The sequence below is a fragment of the Paraburkholderia terricola genome (genome assembly GCF_003330825.1).
Lineage (GTDB): Bacteria > Pseudomonadota > Gammaproteobacteria > Burkholderiales > Burkholderiaceae > Paraburkholderia > Paraburkholderia terricola.
The window spans coordinates 1,664,693-1,681,899 of sequence record NZ_CP024941.1; the positions used below are offsets into that span (position 1 = coordinate 1,664,693).

A 17,207-nucleotide genomic window follows, 5' to 3' on the forward strand; every position below is an offset into this window, starting at 1 on the left:
AGAAATATCGGTGACGATAGCAGATCGGCGCGCGGGGCGTGATGCGTTGGCTCGTGGTGCGGCGCGCTGTGCATGGTGCTCGGCTCTCCTCCGATTGCGGGACGCACAGCCGAACTGAGCAGCCCCTTAGAAGTTGCCGTTAGCGAAACGGGCGATGGGGTCGTCGTTGGTTTGCGAAGGAGCGGGGGTGCCGCGCGAGGCCGTCGAGGCGCGCATGATCTGTACGTCGCCGCCATCGGCACCCGCTTGCTGGGCCTGGCGGGCGGCCACCGAAGCGGGCGGCGGCGGTTCGAACGCATCGGCGGCGGCGTCGATCGGGTCAGGCGTCCGGCTGCCCGATGTCTGCTGGCCAGTGCTTGCGGTGGTCGCCGATTGAGTCGCGGAGCCCCCGGCGGCGTCGTAGACACCGGCTTGAGCCGCGGGAACAGCCGCCGGGGATACCGCGCCTGCCGCTCGCGCCTGGATCTGCGCGGCGCTCATGCCGGGCGGCGGCGGTTCGAACGCGTCAGCTTGCGGCGCTGGCGCTGCTGTCACGACTGCGGCGGCCGATTGAGCGCCCGCGCTCGATGGAGCACGAGACGCCGTCGCGATGCGGCTCGCCTGTTGCGGCGCGGTGGCGCCGGCCGCGTAAGCCGGTGAAGTCTGCGTTGCCTTCGCCGGCGCGGCCGCCGGGCCCGTCGACGCCATCGACTCGCCCGGCACGACGCGCTCGGGCTGCGGCGCCGAGGCTTGATAGTTCGGCGTATCGAACGGGGTCGGTTTCGCGGCCGGCGCGGCCACGCGACGAATACCGTCGAAGCGCTTGGCCCAATACGGATTGGTCAGGTAATCGAGCCGCACGGTGCCGCCCGTCGACGGCGCATTGACGAAGCGCAGCTTGCCGACGTAGATGCCGACGTGCGAGTGCGCGCGCCCCGTCGTATTGAAGAAAATCAGGTCCCCCGGCGCGATTCCGTCCGGCTCGATCGATTCGCCGCGCCCGCTCATGTCGGCGGTGGTCCGCGGCAGATTCACCGATGCGGCGCGCGCGACCACGTAGCGAACCAGGCCGCTGCAATCGAAGCCGCTATCCGGCGTATTGCCGCCCCAACGGTAGGGGATGCCGACGAGACTCATCGCCTGGATCGAGATTTCCTCGCGGCCCACGCTGTGATCGACGAAATTCGGAAAGCCCGGGGGCGGCGCGCGGTAAGCGCCATTCGCGACCGCCACCGACGAACCCGACCCGCGCGACGTCTTCTGCGGCGCGCCGGCACAGGCGGCGAGCAGCACAACGGTCAGCAGCGAAAAGGCGAGTCGGCGCATGAGGACGACCGAGCGGTAAACGCTCGTTTAATGGCAAACGATGTCGGGATGGTAGCCCGCACTGCATGGCTGCGGCAAGAATTCCTGATAAATTACTTGAAGTTCGTGCGCTAAGTGTGGCCAGAACCGAACGCGCGGCGCATGAAAAAGCCGCGTCCGGAATGCTCCGGACGCGGCTTGGATGTAACGCCAATGCGCTGAAACTTAAAGAATTTCCGACGCGTAGTCGGCGAGACGGGAGCGTTCGCCGCGCGCCAGCGTCACGTGGCCGCTGTGCGCCCAACCCTTGAAGCGGTCCACCACGTAGGTCAACCCCGAACTGCCTTCCGTCAGGTAAGGCGTGTCGATCTGCGCGATATTGCCGAGACAGATGATCTTGGTGCCCGGACCCGCGCGCGTGACCAGCGTCTTCATCTGCTTCGGCGTCAGGTTCTGCGCCTCGTCGATGATCAGATACTTGTCCACGAACGTGCGGCCGCGCATGAAATTCATGCTCTTGACCTTCAGGCGCGAGCGGATCAGTTCCTGAGTCGCGGCGCGGCCCCATTCGCCGGCGGCATCGTCGGTTTTCTGCAGGACTTCGAGGTTGTCGTCGAATGCGCCCATCCACGGCTGCATCTTTTCCTCTTCCGTACCCGGCAGAAAGCCGATGTCTTCACCGACCGGCACCGTCGCGCGCGTCACGATGATCTCGTTGTAGCGCTTGTCGTCGAGCACCTGCGCGAGACCGGCCGCGAGCGCGACCAGCGTCTTGCCGGTGCCTGCCTGACCCAGCAGTGTGACGAAGTCGATTTCCGGATTCATCAACAGGTTGAGTGCGAAGTTCTGCTCGCGGTTGCGCGCGGTGATGCCCCACACGTTGTTCTTATGATGACCGTAATCGCGCAGGGTCTGCAGCAGCGCCGTCTTGCCGTTCAGTTCGCGCACCAGCGCATGAAACGTCGGCTCGCCGTTCTGCGGTTCCAGATAAACGAACTCGTTGACCAGCATCGAGGCGCACAGCGGCCCCGTCACACGGTAATAGGTGGTGCCGGTTTTCGTGTCCTGCCAGCTCTCCATGCCCTTCGCGTGCCTGGTCCAGAAATCCTGCGGCAGCGCACGGATGCCGGAGTACAGCAGGTCGCTGTCCTCGAGCACCTGGTCGTTGAAGTAATCCTCGGCGGGCAGGCCGAGCGCATGCGCCTTGATGCGCATGTTGATGTCTTTCGACACCAGCACGACCTGACGGTCCATCCGGTCGCGCTGCAATGCGCGCACGACGCCGAGAATCTGATTGTCGGCCTTGCCTTCCGGCAGGCCTTCGACCGGCTCGATGGCGGTGAGCTTGGTCTGGAAATACAGACGCCCGGACGCCTCGCGGCTGCCCAGACGCGCCAGCGAAATGCCGTCGGACATATTGCCGGCGTTCGCCACCAGCGCGTCCAGCGTGCGGCTCACCTGGCGAGCGTTGCGCGCGACTTCCGACATGCCTTTCTTGTGGTTGTCGAGCTCTTCCAACGTCATCATCGGCAGATAGACGTCGTGTTCCTCGAAACGGAACAGGCAGCTTGGATCGTGCATCAGCACGTTCGTGTCGAGCACGAAGAGCTTCTGCATTTCGAGCGTGCCGGTGGCGGCGCCGCGCTTCTTGCCGGTGCCGCGCGTGCCTGGCGCCGTGACGGCGGGCGCGCTCGCGGCAGGCTGTTTCGCGCTCGGCGCGCGCGCGACGACCGGCTGTGCTTCGGCCGCGGGCGCAGCCGGCTCCGCCTGCGGACGAGCGGCGGGAACCGGTTGCAGCAACGCGGCTTTCTGCCGCGATTTCCGGCCGGGCGCCGGCGCGGCTTGCGCGGCTGCGGCGGACGAAGCAGGGGAAGCCGACGACGCCGGCACGGGCCGCAAGGTGGTCGCGGCATTGGCGGCATGCGCCATCGGCGTGGCGACATTGGCGCGGCCGTAATCGGCCGGCTCCGCGTTGTCCCCGTCGCCAGCCTGTTTCTTCGCGGCGGAGCGCGCCGGCGTGGCGGCCTTGGCCTTGTATTCGTCAGGCGGCAGGAGATTGCCGAGCTTGCTGGGGGGGGTAGGCAAAGGCATGGTTTCCCTCGAAAAAGTCGGGTCACATATCGTGCGCCGCCTGTCGCATTCTGCCGGTGCGCGTGAGTGCGCACGCAGTTTGCGCCCGGAGGCGCGCATTCGGTCTAGAGATGCCGGTTCGCCTGGTCTTCGATCGGCTCCTTAACGGAAACGCGCGGCCGAGTGAACGAACGGCTGCGCGCAATTAAAAAAGCCGCCGCCCCGGCGTACGGGGCAAGCGGCTCGCCTACGGTCATCGCGTTGCGCCTCACGACTTCGACAAGACCACTGTCAAGTCCGGCACAGCCGCGGAAGGAATGGGGTGGACAGGCACTCATTGCGGCCCAATATAACGCGCCTCACAGCGCTTGTACAGCTTCCAGAATGTCGTCGACATGCCCTGGCACCTTCACGCCGCGCCACTCCTGGCGGAGCACGCCTTCAGCGTCGATCAGGAACGTCGAGCGCTCGATTCCCCGTACTTCCTTGCCATACATTTTCTTCATTTTGATGACGTTGAAGAGCGCGCACAGCGTTTCTTCAGGGTCCGAGATCAGCGGGAAGGGCAGTTCGAGCTTGGCCTTGAAGTTGTCATGCGAGCGCAGGCTGTCGCGCGACACGCCGAGAATTTCGGCGCCGGCCTTCTTGAACTTCGGATACAGATCGCGGAATTGCAGACCTTCGGTCGTGCAGCCCGGCGTGTTGTCCTTCGGATAAAAATACAGCACCACCTTCTTGCCCCGCAGCTTGGACAGCGTGATCTCGCCGCCGGTAGCGGGGGCGGTGAAGTCGGGGATGGGTTGGTCGACTGCGATGGGCACGAGGTTCTCCGGTTGTTATGGCCGGCGCCGAATGGATGAGTGCTGGCGGCGTCGGCCTGGCATCGATGCTTGTGGGGGAAAGTGAACCGCGGCGCGGGCAGGTTTTCGCGCGGCGCTCAGGATCGTCGGAGCCGGCTGTCGGACGGCCAGTCAGGAAGGCTGGACGATCAACTCGCCGGAGCGGCCTGGAATTTCGCCCCACGTGACAGGGTACGTGGGCAGCGTGCCGCGGTCTAGCGTGGCGTGGTAATCACCCATGGTCGCAAAGGTATGGCCTTGCGCGCGCCAGCCGTCCAGCAACTGTTCGAAAATCGGGGCGAGCTTTTGCCCTTCGAGTTCCGCGTGCAGCGTGAACACCTGATCGTGCGGATTGTTCTCGGTGTGCTTCAACATCCATGCGGCGACGTTGTGCTCGTCGACGCCGTCCACGCCGAGCACTTCGTCGAGCGTGGGCAGCGTGGTGGGCATCTGCACGTGCGCAAGCGTCTTGCCGCCCACCACCGGCAGATACGGCGAATGGCCGCGACCGTCGGACGCGTAGCGCATGCCCCAGGCGTCGATCTGTTCGAACGCGTGGCCGTTCATCTGCCAGCCGGCCGCGCCGTGCGTGACGGGCGGCGTGCCGAACACCTCGATGAAACGGTCGTGGCTTTTCTGCATTTGCGCCGCGGTCCACGCGCGGTCTTTCGAACGCACGTTGTCCTGCCAGTACACGTGATCCCACGTATGAATGCCGCATTCGAAGCCGGCTTCATGAATCGCGCGCATTTCCGCCGACGCCCGCGCGCCGATGTCGGGACCGGGCAGCAGCACCCCGTACATCAGTTGCCGGATGCCGTAGTGCTCGACCACCGAGGTGCGCGACACCTTCTTCAGAAAGCCCGGCCGCAACACGCGGCGCATCGCCCAACCGGTGTGATCGGGCCCGAGGCTGAAGAGGAACGTGGCGCGCGCCTTGAAGCGGTCGAAGATGCGCGCGAGATTCGGCACGCCTTCGCGAGTGCCGCGCAGCGTGTCGACGTCGATCTTCAGGACGATACGAGCCAAGGATCGGCCTTATTGCTGTTCGACGAGCGCGCGCGCTTCCGCGACGTGACCGCGATACGCTTCGAAAATCTTGCGCAGCGCTTCGTCGAAGGTCGACTTGGGCGCCCAGTTGAGTTCCTGCATCGTGTTGTCGATCTTCGGCACGCGGTTCTGCACGTCCTGGTAGCCCGCGCCGTAGTACGCGCCCGACGACGTCTCGACCAGTTGCACTTTCTTCGCGGTCTCGGCGTACTCCGGGAATTCGGCGGCCAGCGTCAGCATCTTGTGCGCGAGCTCGCGCACGGAGAAGTTGTTGGTCGGGTTGCCGATGTTGTAGATCTTGCCCGTCGCCACCCGGTTCTTGTTCTCGATGATCTTCATCAGCGCGCCGATGCCGTCGTCGATATCCGTGAACGCGCGCTTTTGCGCGCCGCCGTCCACGAGACTGATGTTCTCGCCGCGCACGATATGGCCGAGGAACTGCGTGACCACGCGCGAGCTGCCTTCCTTCGGCGTGTAGATCGAGTCGAGGCCCGGGCCGATCCAGTTGAACGGACGGAACAGCGTGAAGTTGAGGCCCTCCATGCCGTAGCCCCAGATCACGCGGTCCATCAACTGCTTCGAGCACGCGTAGATCCAGCGCGGCTTGTTGATCGGGCCATACGACAGTTGCGATTCTTCGGGATCGAACTGCTCGTCCGCGCACATGCCGTAGACCTCGGACGTGGACGGAAACACGAGGTGCTTGCCGTACTTGACGGCCGAACGCACGATCGGCAGGTTCGCCTCGAAATCGAGTTCGAACACGCGCAGCGGCTGCTTCACGTAGGTGGCGGGCGTGGCGATCGCGACCAGCGGCAGGATCACATCGCACTTCTTGATGTGATACTCGACCCACTCCTTGTTGATCGTGATGTCGCCTTCGAAGAAGTGCATCCGCTCATGATTGAGGAGGTCGCCCAGACGCTCGGTTTGCATGTCCATCCCGAAGACTTCCCAATCGGTGGTTTCGAGAATGCGTTTGGACAGGTGATGGCCGATGAAGCCGTTCACACCCAGAATCAGGACTTTTTTGGCGAAACCTTCGGTTTTCATGAGTGACGGGGAGTTTGGATGAGCTGGGCGAATTCGGCTGGCGTGAGAACGGTTTCGTGGCCGTCGTGCTGGTGCCGCAATTCGTGGATGGCGATTGCGCGACCGTCGCCGCATATCGCGAAAACGGCATTATCGCTTACGTGCAGGCCAGGGGGCAAATCCGAGCGGAGCGCGCCCGGCACGGCCAGACGCGCGCGAGCGATGATGAAACGCCGCCCGCCGAGATCGGCGAAAGCGCCGGGATAGGGCGGCGCGACCGCGCGGATCAGGTTGTAGACCTGCTGCGCGGGCTGCGTCCAGTCGATGCGGCCGTCTTCCGGCTTGCGTCCGCCGTAATAACTGCCTTGCGACAGATCGTTCGGCAGATGCGGCGCTTCCCCCGCCAGCAGCGCCGGCAGCACACGCCACAGCGTTTGCTCGGCGGCGACCGTGACCTTGTCGAACACTTGCGCGGCGGTGTCGTCGGGCAGGATCGGCACCGGCGTTTGCGCAATGATCGCGCCGGCGTCGGGCTTCGCGGCCATTTCATGCAGCGTCGCGCCGGTCTCGGTTTCACCGTGGATCACCGCCCAGTTGGTCGGCACGCGGCCGCGGTATTTCGGCAACAGCGAGCCGTGCATGTTGTAGGCGCCGCGCGCGGCGAGCGCGAGCAGGTCGACCGGCAACATGTGGCGATAGTAGAACGAGAAGATGAAGTCCGGCCGCGCGGCGCTCACCGCGGCGCGCAGTTCCGGGCTCTTCGGATCCGCCGGCGTCACGACCGGAATGCCGTGCTCGGCCGCCACCGTTGCGACGCTGCCGAACCAGATGTTTTCGCTCGGGCTGTCTTCGTGCGTGACGACCAGCGCCACCTCGACGCCGCGCGCGAGCAGCACCTGCAGGCAGCGCACGCCGACGTTGTGATACGCGAATACGACGGCGCGCGGTTTCATGGATTGGGTCCCTGATTGACTGGCGCCGATTGCACGGCCTGCACGACCGTTTGACGCGGCGCCTCGCTCACGGCGGCGCCGTCGCGTTGCTCGAGAATGGTCTGCACCAGATAGCGCGGACGCGCGCGCACCTGCTGATAGATCCGGCCGATGTATTCGCCGAGCAGCCCCAGCGCGAAGATGATCACGCCGAGCAGGAAGAAGGTGATGGCGAACAGCGTGAACACACCTTGCACTTCCGCGCCGATGATGAAGCGGCGAATCAGCAGCAGCACGAAGAGCGCCGCGGACCCGAGCGACAGAATCACGCCGATGAACGACAGCCACTGCAGCGGCACCACCGAAAAGCCGGTGACGAGGTCGAAATTCAGGCGGATCAGCGAATACAGCGAGTACTTCGATTCGCCGGCGAAACGCTCTTCGTGCGCGACTTCGATTTCCACCGGATTCTGCGCGAAGGTATACGCGAGCGCCGGAATGAACGTGTTGATCTCGCCGCAGCGATTGATCGTGTCGATGATGTGACGGCTGTACGCGCGCAGCATGCAGCCCTGGTCGGTCATCTTGATGCGCGTGATGCGCTCGCGCAGGCGATTCATCGCGCGCGAGGCCTTGCGGCGCCACAAGCTGTCCTGGCGTTGCAGGCGAATCGTGCCGACGTAGTCGAAGCCTTCGCGCATCTTGTTGACCAGCTTGCCGATTTCCTCGGGCGGGTTTTGCAAGTCGGCGTCGAGCGTGATGACGATCTCGCCGCGCGACTGCTCGAAGCCCGCCAGAATCGCCATGTGCTGACCGTAGTTGCCGTTCAGCAGGATCACGCGGCTCGTGTCGGGCCGCGCGCGGAACTGCTCGGCGAGGAGAGCAGCGGATTTGTCGCGGCTGCCGTCGTTGATGAAGATCACTTCATACGACGTGCCGAGCGCATCGAGCGCCGGGTAGAGGCGCGCGAACAGCGCGGCCAGCCCGGCTTCCTCGTTGTACACCGGAATGATGATCGACACTTCCGGCGTGACGGCGCGTTGTTCCGTATAAATCATTTCCGCTTATTTTCCGTATTGTTCGCAAATTTCATTGACCGCGCGGCAGACCCGCGCCACGTCGCCTTCGTTCATCAGCGTGAAGAGCGGCAGCGTGACGTTGGTGGCGCCGAAGCGCTCCGCGTGCGGGAACATCCCTTCCTTGAAGCCGCGCGCCCGGTACAGCGAGAACAGGTGGATCGCCGGATAGTGCACGCCCGAGCCGATGCCGCGCTCCTTCAACTGTCCCATGAAACCGGCGCGGTCGATCGAGAGCTGGTCGAGCGGCAGCGTGATCTGGAACATGTGCCAGTTGCTGTTCTCGAAGTCCGCGAACGGCAGGCCGACGCCGAGCTTGACCGCCGCGCCGCCTTCGAACCCGGCGAAATACGCGCGGACGAGTTTGCGGCGCTGCGCGAGGAAGCGCTCCAGATGCGGCAACTGCCCGAGGCCGACGCGCGCGGCGACGTCGGTCAGGTTGTACTTGCCGCCCAGCACGTCGCAATCCATGCCGTCGAAGCCGGTGCGGGTGATGCCTTGCAGACGGTACTTTTGCGCGAGGACCGCTTCTTCCTCGTTGTTCAGCACGAGCGCGCCGCCTTCGATGGTGGTCAGGTTCTTGTTCGCGTGAAAGCTGAACGAGACCATGTCGCCGAGCTTGCCGATGCGCTCGCCTTTCCACGTCGAGCCGAACGCCTGGGCGGCGTCCTCGACCACGCGCAGCTTGTGGGCGCGCGCGATGCCGTAGAGGCGGTCCATGTCGACCGGCAGGCCCGACAGATACACCGGAATGATCGCCTTGGTGCGCGGCGTGATGGCCTTTTCCAGCAGATCGAGGTCGATGTTGCGCGTGATCGGATCGATGTCGGCGAACACCGGCGTCGCGCCGGTTTCGTAGATGACGTTGCTGGTCGAGACCCACGAGGCGGGCGTGGTGATGACTTCGTCGCCTTCGCCCACGCCGGCGATGCGCAGCCCGATTTCGAGCGTCGCCGTGCCCGAATTGAACGTGCGCACCGGACGGCCGCCGCAAAATTCCGAAAGCGCCGCCTCGAACTTCTGATTCTGCGGACCGGTGGTGATCCAGCCGGAGCGGAGCACGTCGGCGACGCCCTGGATCGTTTCTTCATCGATCTCGGGTTTGACGAACGGCAGGAACGGGAGTGTTGACTGGGTCATGAATGCATCGCTCGATGAAAGGGCGCAGCCTGAAAACGCGAAAAGCACGACTGCGCAAATCTAGGGTGGCGGCTAAAAGGGCGGTAACCGCACAGCATAACGCGGTCAACCTTACATTTTTCTTGGCCGGCGTGACGCCCGGCTTACGGTATTTTGTGCCACGCATTCCCGCCACGGCAGCGCCGCGAGTTCGCGGAGCCCGGCCGGGCCGCGTTGCCGGCAACCTAGCTGCGCGCCAGCACCACCACACCGATCAGAATGATGCCGATGCCCACCAGCTTTTGCACCGACATCACCTCGCCGAACAGATACCACGCCGCGAACGCGTTGACGACGTAGCCGAGCGACAGCATCGGATAGGCGATCGACACGTCCACCCGCGACAGTCCCACCACCCACACGACCACGCTGATCACATAGCAGGCGAGCCCGCCGATGATCGGCGGCTGGGTCGCGAGACGAAAGGCGATGGGCAGGATGTTCGCACGGCTGAATTCGAAGTGTCCAACGGCATTGGTTCCGGCTTTGAGCAGCAATTGCGCGCCGGCGTTCAACGTCACGCCGGCAAGGATGCAAAAGAGGGAAATCGGGTTCATCGAACGGTCTGATCCTGATATGGGGTCATTGTTGCGGTTTTTCCACCGGCGCCGCGGCATTCGGCGCCGGGGTGGGCGCCGCTCCAGCGGACGCCGCCGGCGGCTTCGCCACCACCACCCGGCGCGAATCGCGGGCGATCACCTGCATCGGCAGGCCTTGCTTCAGAAGCCGGTCGTAGATCGGCGGCGGGATCAGCGCGAGCGCGTAGCGCTCGGCCTTCCAGCGCTCGACCCAGGCGTCGATCGACGGCAGCCACTTGTGCGGCTCGACGGATATCCCGAACGCCAGTTCGTCGGGATGCTCGACCATGATCGTGGTGTGCCCGATGTAGAACGGCAACGTGTGATCGAGCACGCCGACCGAATAGAACGGCGTATCCGCCGGCAACTTCGCCATCTCGGCCTTGATCGCGGGCGTGAGCTGCGCGCCGGAACTCAGCCGGCCGAACACGTCGTGACCGGTGCCGGCGATCGTGCCGAGCAACAGCCACGCCGTGGCAAAGGTCACGATCGTGCCAAGGCTGCCGGCCCGGCTGCGGCGGTTCAGCCACAGCGCGGCGAGCGTCAGCACGAACGCGACGGCGAGCGCCGCCAGCACCCAGCCGCGGTATTCGGCGTACAGCTCGGCCGGATTGCGCTCGCTGCCGAAGCGCGACAAAAACAGCGCGGCAAACGCGGCCGCCACAAGAAAGAGCGCATAGCCGGCCAGATGGCGGCGCAACTGGTCACGCGTGACGAGCGGCAGGTACATGCCGATCACCAGCGCGATCGGCGGGGCGATCGGCAGCGTGTAGGACAGCAGTTTGGAATGCGACGCGCTGAAAAACAGGAAGATGAACGCTGTCCACACCAGCATCATCGTCACCGGGGCGAAGCCGTTCGGCTGGCGCGGCAGGCGCCATGCGTGGCGCACGCTCTGCACCGTGATCGAAAGCCACGGCAGGAAGCCCACCAGCAGCACCGGCACGAAGTAGTAGAAGGCTCCGGGGCGGTTCTGTTCGGGCGTCAGGTAGCGCCTGAACTGCTGAACGATGAAAAAGAAGTTGAGGAATTCCGGATTGCGCTGCTGCACCAGCACGAACCACGGCGCGACGATCGCGAAGAACACGATCAGGCCGCCGATCAGGTGCAGGCGCTTCCACATCGCCCAGTCGCGGGCGATCAGCGTATACAGCACGAGCACCGCGCCCGGCAGGATCACGCCGACAAGACCCTTGGAGAGCACGGCGAGCGCCATCGCGCCCCAGCAGACCCACATCCATGCCCGCGTGTGGGCGGTCGGCAGATTGGGGCGCTGCGCGAGCAGCAGCGCGCACAGCGTCAGCTCCATCCAGAACGACAGGCCCATGTCGAGCGTGTTGAAGTGGCCCATCAGGTTCCAGTACGGCGAAGTCGCCAGCACGATCGCCGCGAACACGCCGGTCGCCGCGTTGAACACCCGCGCGCCGGTGAAGCCGATCAGCAGCACGCCGGCGAAGCCGGTCAGCGCGGTATAGAGCCGCGCCTGCCATTCGCCGACGCCGAACCACGCGAACGTGAGCGCGTTCATCCAGGTTTGCAGCGGCGGCTTCTCGAAGTATTTGTAGCCGTTGTAGCGCGGCGTGATCCAGTCGCCGGTGACGAACATCTCGCGCGCCATTTCGGCGTAGCGGCCTTCGTCGCTCGGCAGCAGATGGCGCCAGCCGAGCGGCACGAACCAGATCACGGCGAGGGTCAGCACCAGCAGCAGGATCGTGGTGCGATTGAGCGCTAGCCTCGACGGCGTATCGTTCATGGAATCTCAACCTTTTTGGCGACGCCGCATGCGCGGCGACGCGATGTTGTTTGGAAATGGCGATCGGCGATGCCGGGGCCGACTGTCCGCGAGACGGCTGCGGGAGCGGCTGCATGAAGCGCCGCGGGCCGCCTGGGCGGCTCGCCGGCTACCGGAGAAGCGCTGGGTTCCCGCGGCGGTCAGCGCCTCATCGGCTGTGCCAGTGCACGGCGCTCACGCGGGTCAGGGCCCTGCTCTGGGCGCCGGCACGCCACCGATGGCGCAGCAGTGTACGTTATCGGCCGTGACGCGGCCAGGGCGACGAGGCCGTTCGGCCGCCCGGAACGCGTTGGATATCGCGCATGGCGGCGCGTGCCGGCATCACGATGCCACGAACGACGAGGCGCTGACGCAGGCGTCGCTAAGCTTCGATCAGCAACGCCGCCGCGACTTTGCGGCCTTCGGCCATCAGGATGTTGTAGGTGCGGCAGGCGGCCTTGAAGTCCATCGTTTCCACGCCGATGCGTTTGGCGGTCAGCGCGGCGGTCAGGCGCGGATGCGGGAAGCGCAGCCGCTCGCCGCTGCCGAACACCACCACTTCGGGCGCGGAATCCACCAGCATGGCGAAGTGCTCGGCGCTCAACTGGTCGAACGAGGACACGGGCCAGGGGATGACAGGCGCCTCCGGCAGCACGAGAAGGCTGCCCGAATGGCGCACCAGATTGATTTCGACATAGTCGGCGCCGTAACCGGTGACGGTGTTGAGGGCGCCGCTTGCGTCCTGATGTAATTTCAAATCGGTTTTCCGAAGTCGTCGTGAGACATCATGCGTGTTAGCGGCCTGACCGGACGCAGCCGGGCGAGGGCGAGTCGACGCGAATGGAAGATGCGAACGTGACAGAAGCGGCCGAAAAGCCTTGCCGTTGCGCCTGGCGCATTGCGGAAGTCGGCCCAAATCCGCTAAATTATAACTTTTTAGCCGCCTGGCGGCGCCCCCGCTCAAGTGCCGTCTCAGGCGCCGTCACAAGCTGCGCTGAGCACACGGGCGCGGCCAACCGGCTACCTGCCTCGGTTTTTGCTCCGCTGTTCGTCCGTATTTCGTCGGGTTCTCGTCTGTTTGCCGGTGTTTTGCCGGTGTTTTGCCGGCGCATCGGCGCAACCCCCGCGGGCGCCACCCGGCCGAAAAGGCGGCCGATCCGCGTCTGACGGTCGTCGCCGGGCGCGCCGCGCCCGACGTCCCATATCGGCGAACTTGCCCGGCCCGGCGTCGCCGCCTCCGCTTGTTCGCCCCCAGGCTCATTAACCAGGATGAAGTGCCCGCCGTGAAACCGATTCTCAAATCCAACAAGTTGTTGAATGTCTGCTACGACATTCGCGGGCCCGTCCTCGAACATGCGAAGCGGCTCGAAGAAGAGGGCCACCGCATCATCAAGCTGAACATCGGCAATCTCGCGCCGTTCGGCTTCGAGGCGCCCGATGAAATCATTCAGGACATGATCCTGAACCTGCCGGGCTCGTCCGGCTATTCGGACTCCAAGGGTGTGTTCGCCGCGCGCAAGGCGATCATGCATTACACGCAGCAAAAGGGCGTGCACGGCGTCGAGCTGGACGACATCTACATCGGCAACGGCGCCTCCGAACTGATCGTGATGGCGCTGCAGGGGCTGCTGAACGACGGCGACGAAGTGCTGCTGCCCGCGCCCGACTATCCGCTGTGGACCGCCGGCGTGAGCCTGTCGGGCGGCACGCCGGTGCATTACATCTGCGACGAGTCGAACGGCTGGATGCCCGACCTCGACGACATCCGCGCGAAGATCACGCCGAACACGCGCGCGCTCGTCGTCATCAACCCGAACAACCCCACCGGCGCGCTGTATTCGGACGAACTGCTGCTCGGCCTGATCGAGATCGCCCGCCAGCACGGCCTCGTCATCTTCGCCGACGAGGTCTACGACAAGATCGTCTACGACGGCAAGGTGCATACGTCGGTCGCGGCGCTCTCCGAAGACGTGCTCACCGTCACGTTCAACAGCCTCTCGAAGAGCTACCGCTCCTGCGGCTACCGCGCCGGCTGGATGTTCATCTCGGGCCTGACCGGCGAGAACCGCCGCCACGCGAAAGACTACTTCGAAGGGCTCGGCATTCTCGCGTCCATGCGCCTGTGCCCGAACGTGCCCGGCCAGTACGCGATCCAGACCGCGCTCGGCGGCTATCAGAGCATCAACGACCTGATCGTGCCGAGCGGGCGCCTGTACAAACAGCGCCAACTCGCGTATGACATGTTGACGGCGATTCCCGGCGTGAGCTGCGTAAAGCCCGAAGCCGCGCTGTACATGTTCCCGCGCCTCGACCCGAAGATCTATCCGATCCAGGACGACCAGCAATTCATCCTCGATCTTCTGCTGGAAGAGCGCGTGCTGCTCGTGCAGGGCACCGGCTTCAACTGGAAAACGCCGGATCACTTCCGCGTCGTGTTCCTGCCGAACGTCGACGATCTCGCGGACTCGATCAACCGGATCGCGCGCTTTCTCGACGGTTACCGCAAACGTCACACGGCCTAGCGCACAATAATGCGCATGGCGCGCCGCGCCGGCACCCGTTTCCTTTTAATCACCTACTCGAAAACACACGCTGCATGGAACCGATCAAAGTTGGACTGCTGGGCTTCGGCACGGTAGGCAGCGGCACCTTCACGGTACTGCGCCGCAATCAGGAAGAAATCAAACGCCGCGCGGGCCGCGGCATCGAGATCGCGCGCATTGCCGTGCGCAATCCCGCCAAGGCGAGCGCGGCGCTCGGCGGCGCGGCCGGCACGGTGGCGTTGACCGACGACTTCAACGCGGTGGTGGACGATCCCTCGATCGCCATCGTGGCGGAAATGATCGGCGGCACGGGCGTCGCGCGCGACCTCGTGCTGCGCGCGATCAACAACGGCAAGCACGTGGTCACGGCCAACAAGGCGCTGCTCGCGGTGCACGGCACGGAGATTTTCGAGGCGGCGCGCGCCAACGGCGTGATGGTGGCGTTCGAGGCGGCGGTGGCGGGCGGCATTCCGATCATCAAGGCGCTGCGCGAAGGGCTCACGGCCAATCGCATCCAATACATCGCGGGCATCATCAACGGCACGACGAATTACATCCTCTCGGAAATGCGCGACCGCGGCCTCGACTTCGCGACCGCGCTGAAGGCCGCGCAGGAACTGGGCTATGCCGAAGCCGATCCGACCTTCGACATCGAAGGCGTGGACGCCGCGCACAAGGCGACGATCATGAGCGCGATCGCGTTCGGCGTGCCCGTGCAGTTCGACAAGGCTTATGTGGAAGGCATCAGCAAGCTCGCCGCGATCGACATCAAATACGCCGAGGAACTCGGCTACCGCATCAAGCTGCTCGGCATCGCGCGCCGCACGGATAAAGGCATCGAATTGCGCGTGCATCCCACGCTGATTCCCGAGAAGCGTCTGCTGGCGAATGTGGAGGGCGCGATGAACGCGGTCGTCGTGCATGGCGATGCGGTCGGCGCGACGCTCTATTACGGCAAGGGCGCGGGCGCGGAGCCGACGGCGTCCGCGGTGGTTGCCGATCTGGTCGACGTGACGCGCCTGCACACGGCGGACCCCGAGCATCGCGTGCCGCATCTGGCGTTCCAGCCGGACAGCCTGTCGAGCACCCCGATCCTGCCGATCGACGAAGTGACGAGCGGCTACTACCTGCGCCTGCGGGTCGCGGACGTGACCGGCGTGCTGGCCGACATCACGCGCATTCTCGCCGACACGGGCATTTCGATCGACGCGCTGCTGCAGAAGGAATCGGAGCAGGTCGACGCGAACGGCAAGGGCGAAACCGACATCATCCTGATCACGCACGAGACGGTCGAAAAGAACGTCAACGCCGCGATCAAGACCATCGAAGCGTTGAAGACCGTCGTCTCCCAAGTCACGAAGCTGCGCATGGAAGCGCTGAACTAGGCCGAACTATGAACTACCTCTCTACGCGCGGCGCCGGAGCCGGCGAGCGCCATACCTTTTCCGACATCCTGCTGGGCGGTCTCGCGAAAGACGGCGGCCTGTACCTGCCCGCCGAATACCCGCGCGTGACCGGCGACGAACTCACGCGCTGGCGTACGCTGCCGTATGCCGATCTCGCGTTCGAGATCCTGTCGAAATTCAGCGACGACATTCCCGCCGAAGACCTGCGCGCGCTCACGCGCAAGACGTACACGGGCGAAACGTACTGCCACGTGCGTGACGACGAAAGCGCCGCGCAGATCACGCCGTTGAAGACGCTCGGCGTTGAGAACGGTGCGCCGCTGTCGCTGCTGGAACTGTCGAACGGTCCGACGCTCGCGTTCAAGGACATGGCGATGCAGTTGATCGGCAACCTGTTCGAGTACGCGTTGGCGAAGCACGGCGAGACGCTGAACATTCTCGGCGCGACCTCGGGCGACACCGGCAGCGCCGCTGAATACGCGATGCGCGGCAAGCAGGGCATTCGCGTGTTCATGCTGTCGCCGCATAAGAAAATGAGCGCGTTCCAGACCGCGCAGATGTACAGCCTGCAAGACCCGAACATCTTCAACCTCGCGGTCGAAGGCGTGTTCGACGATTGCCAGGACATCGTGAAAGCGGTCTCGAACGATCATGCGTTCAAGGCGAAGTACAAGATCGGCACGGTCAACTCGATCAACTGGGCGCGCGTCGTCGCGCAAGTCGTGTACTACTTCAAGGGCTACTTTGCCGCGACGAAGTCGAACGACGAACGCGTGTCGTTCACGGTGCCGTCGGGCAATTTCGGCAACGTCTGCGCGGGTCACATCGCGCGCATGATGGGTTTGCCGATCGAAAAGCTGGTGGTCGCCACGAACGAAAACGACGTGCTCGACGAATTCTTCCGCACCGGTATCTACCGCGTGCGCAAGGCGGTGGAGACGTATCACACCAGCAGTCCGAGCATGGATATTTCGAAGGCGTCGAACTTCGAGCGCTTCGTGTTCGATCTGCTGGGCCGCGATCCGGCGCGCGTGCTGCAACTATTCCGCGACGTCGAGGAGAAGGGTGGTTTCGACCTCGCGGCGAGCGGCGACTTCGCGCGCGTGAAGGAATTCGGGTTCGTCTCCGGCCGCAGCAGCCACGACGATCGCGTGGAAGCGATCCGCGACGTGTTCGAGCGTTACGACACGATGATCGACACCCACACGGCCGACGGCCTGAAGGTGGCGCGCGAGCATTTGCAGCCGGGCATTCCGATGATCGTGCTGGAAACCGCGCAGCCGATCAAGTTCGGCGAGACGATCCGCGAAGCGCTGCTGCGCGAGCCGGAGCGTCCGGCCGCGTTCTCGGGTCTGGAGGCGCTGCCGCAGCGTTTCGAGGTGTTGCCGGCGGACGCGCAGCGCGTGAAGGACTACATCGTGGCGAACACGGGCGAGTAAGCACCGGC

General features: G+C 64.7%; 14 protein-coding genes. 3 read left to right on the forward strand and 11 right to left on the reverse strand.

Translation table 11 applies throughout. The annotated features are described in order from the left end of the window. Positions 1–126 precede the first annotated feature (126 nt). From CUJ90_RS07570 to CUJ90_RS07625, 11 genes are all read right to left on the reverse strand, one after another. On the reverse strand, positions 127–1,305 hold the full coding sequence (locus CUJ90_RS07570) for an NlpC/P60 family protein (protein WP_073426817.1): 1,179 nt from the start codon (positions 1,303–1,305) through the stop codon (positions 127–129). A gap of 204 nt (positions 1,306–1,509) precedes the next feature. Continuing rightward, a complete protein-coding gene (locus CUJ90_RS07575) occupies positions 1,510–3,375 on the reverse strand; it encodes a PhoH family protein (protein WP_073426816.1) in 1,866 nt (621 codons plus the stop codon). Between the two features lie 338 nt (positions 3,376–3,713). Further along, a complete protein-coding gene (locus CUJ90_RS07585; RefSeq protein WP_073426815.1) occupies positions 3,714–4,175 on the reverse strand; it encodes a peroxiredoxin in 462 nt (153 codons plus the stop codon). A 150-nt stretch (positions 4,176–4,325) separates the two neighbouring features. After that, on the reverse strand, positions 4,326–5,222 hold the full coding sequence (locus CUJ90_RS07590) for a polysaccharide deacetylase family protein (protein WP_073426814.1): 897 nt from the start codon (positions 5,220–5,222) through the stop codon (positions 4,326–4,328). Between the two features lie 9 nt (positions 5,223–5,231). Beyond that, a complete protein-coding gene (locus tag CUJ90_RS07595; RefSeq protein WP_073426813.1) occupies positions 5,232–6,296 on the reverse strand; it encodes a bifunctional UDP-4-keto-pentose/UDP-xylose synthase in 1,065 nt (354 codons plus the stop codon). Further along, positions 6,293–7,228, reverse strand: coding sequence for a formyltransferase (locus tag CUJ90_RS07600; RefSeq protein ID WP_114162329.1), 936 nt, complete (start codon positions 7,226–7,228; stop codon positions 6,293–6,295). Before CUJ90_RS07600 ends, CUJ90_RS07595 begins: the two co-directional genes overlap by 4 nt. Next, positions 7,225–8,265 carry a glycosyltransferase gene (locus CUJ90_RS07605; protein ID WP_073426811.1) on the reverse strand — a complete coding sequence of 347 codons (1,041 nt, stop codon included), beginning with the start codon at positions 8,263–8,265 and terminating at the stop codon, positions 7,225–7,227. Before CUJ90_RS07605 ends, CUJ90_RS07600 begins: the two co-directional genes overlap by 4 nt. A 6-nt stretch (positions 8,266–8,271) precedes the next feature. Beyond that, the gene (locus CUJ90_RS07610; protein ID WP_073426810.1) at positions 8,272–9,423 is read right to left on the reverse strand and encodes a DegT/DnrJ/EryC1/StrS family aminotransferase; all 1,152 of its coding nucleotides are present in this window, start codon (positions 9,421–9,423) and stop codon (positions 8,272–8,274) included. Positions 9,424–9,647: 224 nt separating this feature from the next. Continuing rightward, positions 9,648–10,019, reverse strand: coding sequence for an SMR family transporter (locus CUJ90_RS07615; protein ID WP_073426809.1), 372 nt, complete (start codon positions 10,017–10,019; stop codon positions 9,648–9,650). Between the two features lie 25 nt (positions 10,020–10,044). Then, complete coding sequence (locus CUJ90_RS07620; protein WP_114162330.1) at positions 10,045–11,793, reverse strand: glycosyltransferase family 39 protein; 1,749 nt, start codon at positions 11,791–11,793, stop codon at positions 10,045–10,047. A gap of 400 nt (positions 11,794–12,193) precedes the next feature. After that, entirely contained in the window at positions 12,194–12,568 is a 375-nt protein-coding gene (locus tag CUJ90_RS07625; RefSeq protein WP_083083591.1) for an Mth938-like domain-containing protein, read from the reverse strand. A 517-nt stretch (positions 12,569–13,085) separates the two neighbouring features. Between CUJ90_RS07625 and CUJ90_RS07630 the strand changes: the two genes are divergently transcribed. The 3 genes from CUJ90_RS07630 to thrC all read left to right on the forward strand — a co-directional run bounded on the left by CUJ90_RS07630 (position 13,086) and on the right by thrC (position 17,199). Further along, positions 13,086–14,333: a pyridoxal phosphate-dependent aminotransferase gene (locus tag CUJ90_RS07630; protein WP_073426806.1), complete on the forward strand. Its 1,248-nt coding sequence runs from the start codon at positions 13,086–13,088 to the stop codon at positions 14,331–14,333. 74 nt (positions 14,334–14,407) lie between these two features. Further along, complete coding sequence (locus CUJ90_RS07635; RefSeq protein ID WP_073426805.1) at positions 14,408–15,739, forward strand: homoserine dehydrogenase; 1,332 nt, start codon at positions 14,408–14,410, stop codon at positions 15,737–15,739. 8 nt (positions 15,740–15,747) lie between these two features. Then, positions 15,748–17,199, forward strand: a complete 1,452-nt coding sequence (gene thrC, locus CUJ90_RS07640) for a threonine synthase (RefSeq protein ID WP_073426804.1) — start codon at positions 15,748–15,750, stop codon at positions 17,197–17,199. Positions 17,200–17,207: the final 8 nt, after the last annotated feature.

Bases quoted from the DNA above. Each gene is read 5' to 3' on its own strand.
- CUJ90_RS07610 (WP_073426810.1), bottom strand. From the start codon at position 9,423: ATGACCCAGTCAACACTCCCGTTCCTGCCGTTCGTCAAACCCGAGATC.
- CUJ90_RS07595 (WP_073426813.1), bottom strand. From the start codon at position 6,296: ATGAAAACCGAAGGTTTCGCCAAAAAAGTCCTGATTCTGGGTGTGAAC.
- CUJ90_RS07635 (WP_073426805.1), top strand. From the start codon at position 14,408: ATGGAACCGATCAAAGTTGGACTGCTGGGCTTCGGCACGGTAGGCAGC.
- CUJ90_RS07600 (WP_114162329.1), bottom strand. From the start codon at position 7,228: ATGAAACCGCGCGCCGTCGTATTCGCGTATCACAACGTCGGCGTGCGC.
- CUJ90_RS07570 (WP_073426817.1), bottom strand. From the start codon at position 1,305: ATGCGCCGACTCGCCTTTTCGCTGCTGACCGTTGTGCTGCTCGCCGCC.
- CUJ90_RS07620 (WP_114162330.1), bottom strand. From the start codon at position 11,793: ATGAACGATACGCCGTCGAGGCTAGCGCTCAATCGCACCACGATCCTG.
- CUJ90_RS07615 (WP_073426809.1), bottom strand. From the start codon at position 10,019: ATGAACCCGATTTCCCTCTTTTGCATCCTTGCCGGCGTGACGTTGAAC.
- CUJ90_RS07605 (WP_073426811.1), bottom strand. From the start codon at position 8,265: ATGATTTATACGGAACAACGCGCCGTCACGCCGGAAGTGTCGATCATC.
- thrC (WP_073426804.1), top strand. From the start codon at position 15,748: ATGAACTACCTCTCTACGCGCGGCGCCGGAGCCGGCGAGCGCCATACC.
- CUJ90_RS07575 (WP_073426816.1), bottom strand. From the start codon at position 3,375: ATGCCTTTGCCTACCCCCCCCAGCAAGCTCGGCAATCTCCTGCCGCCT.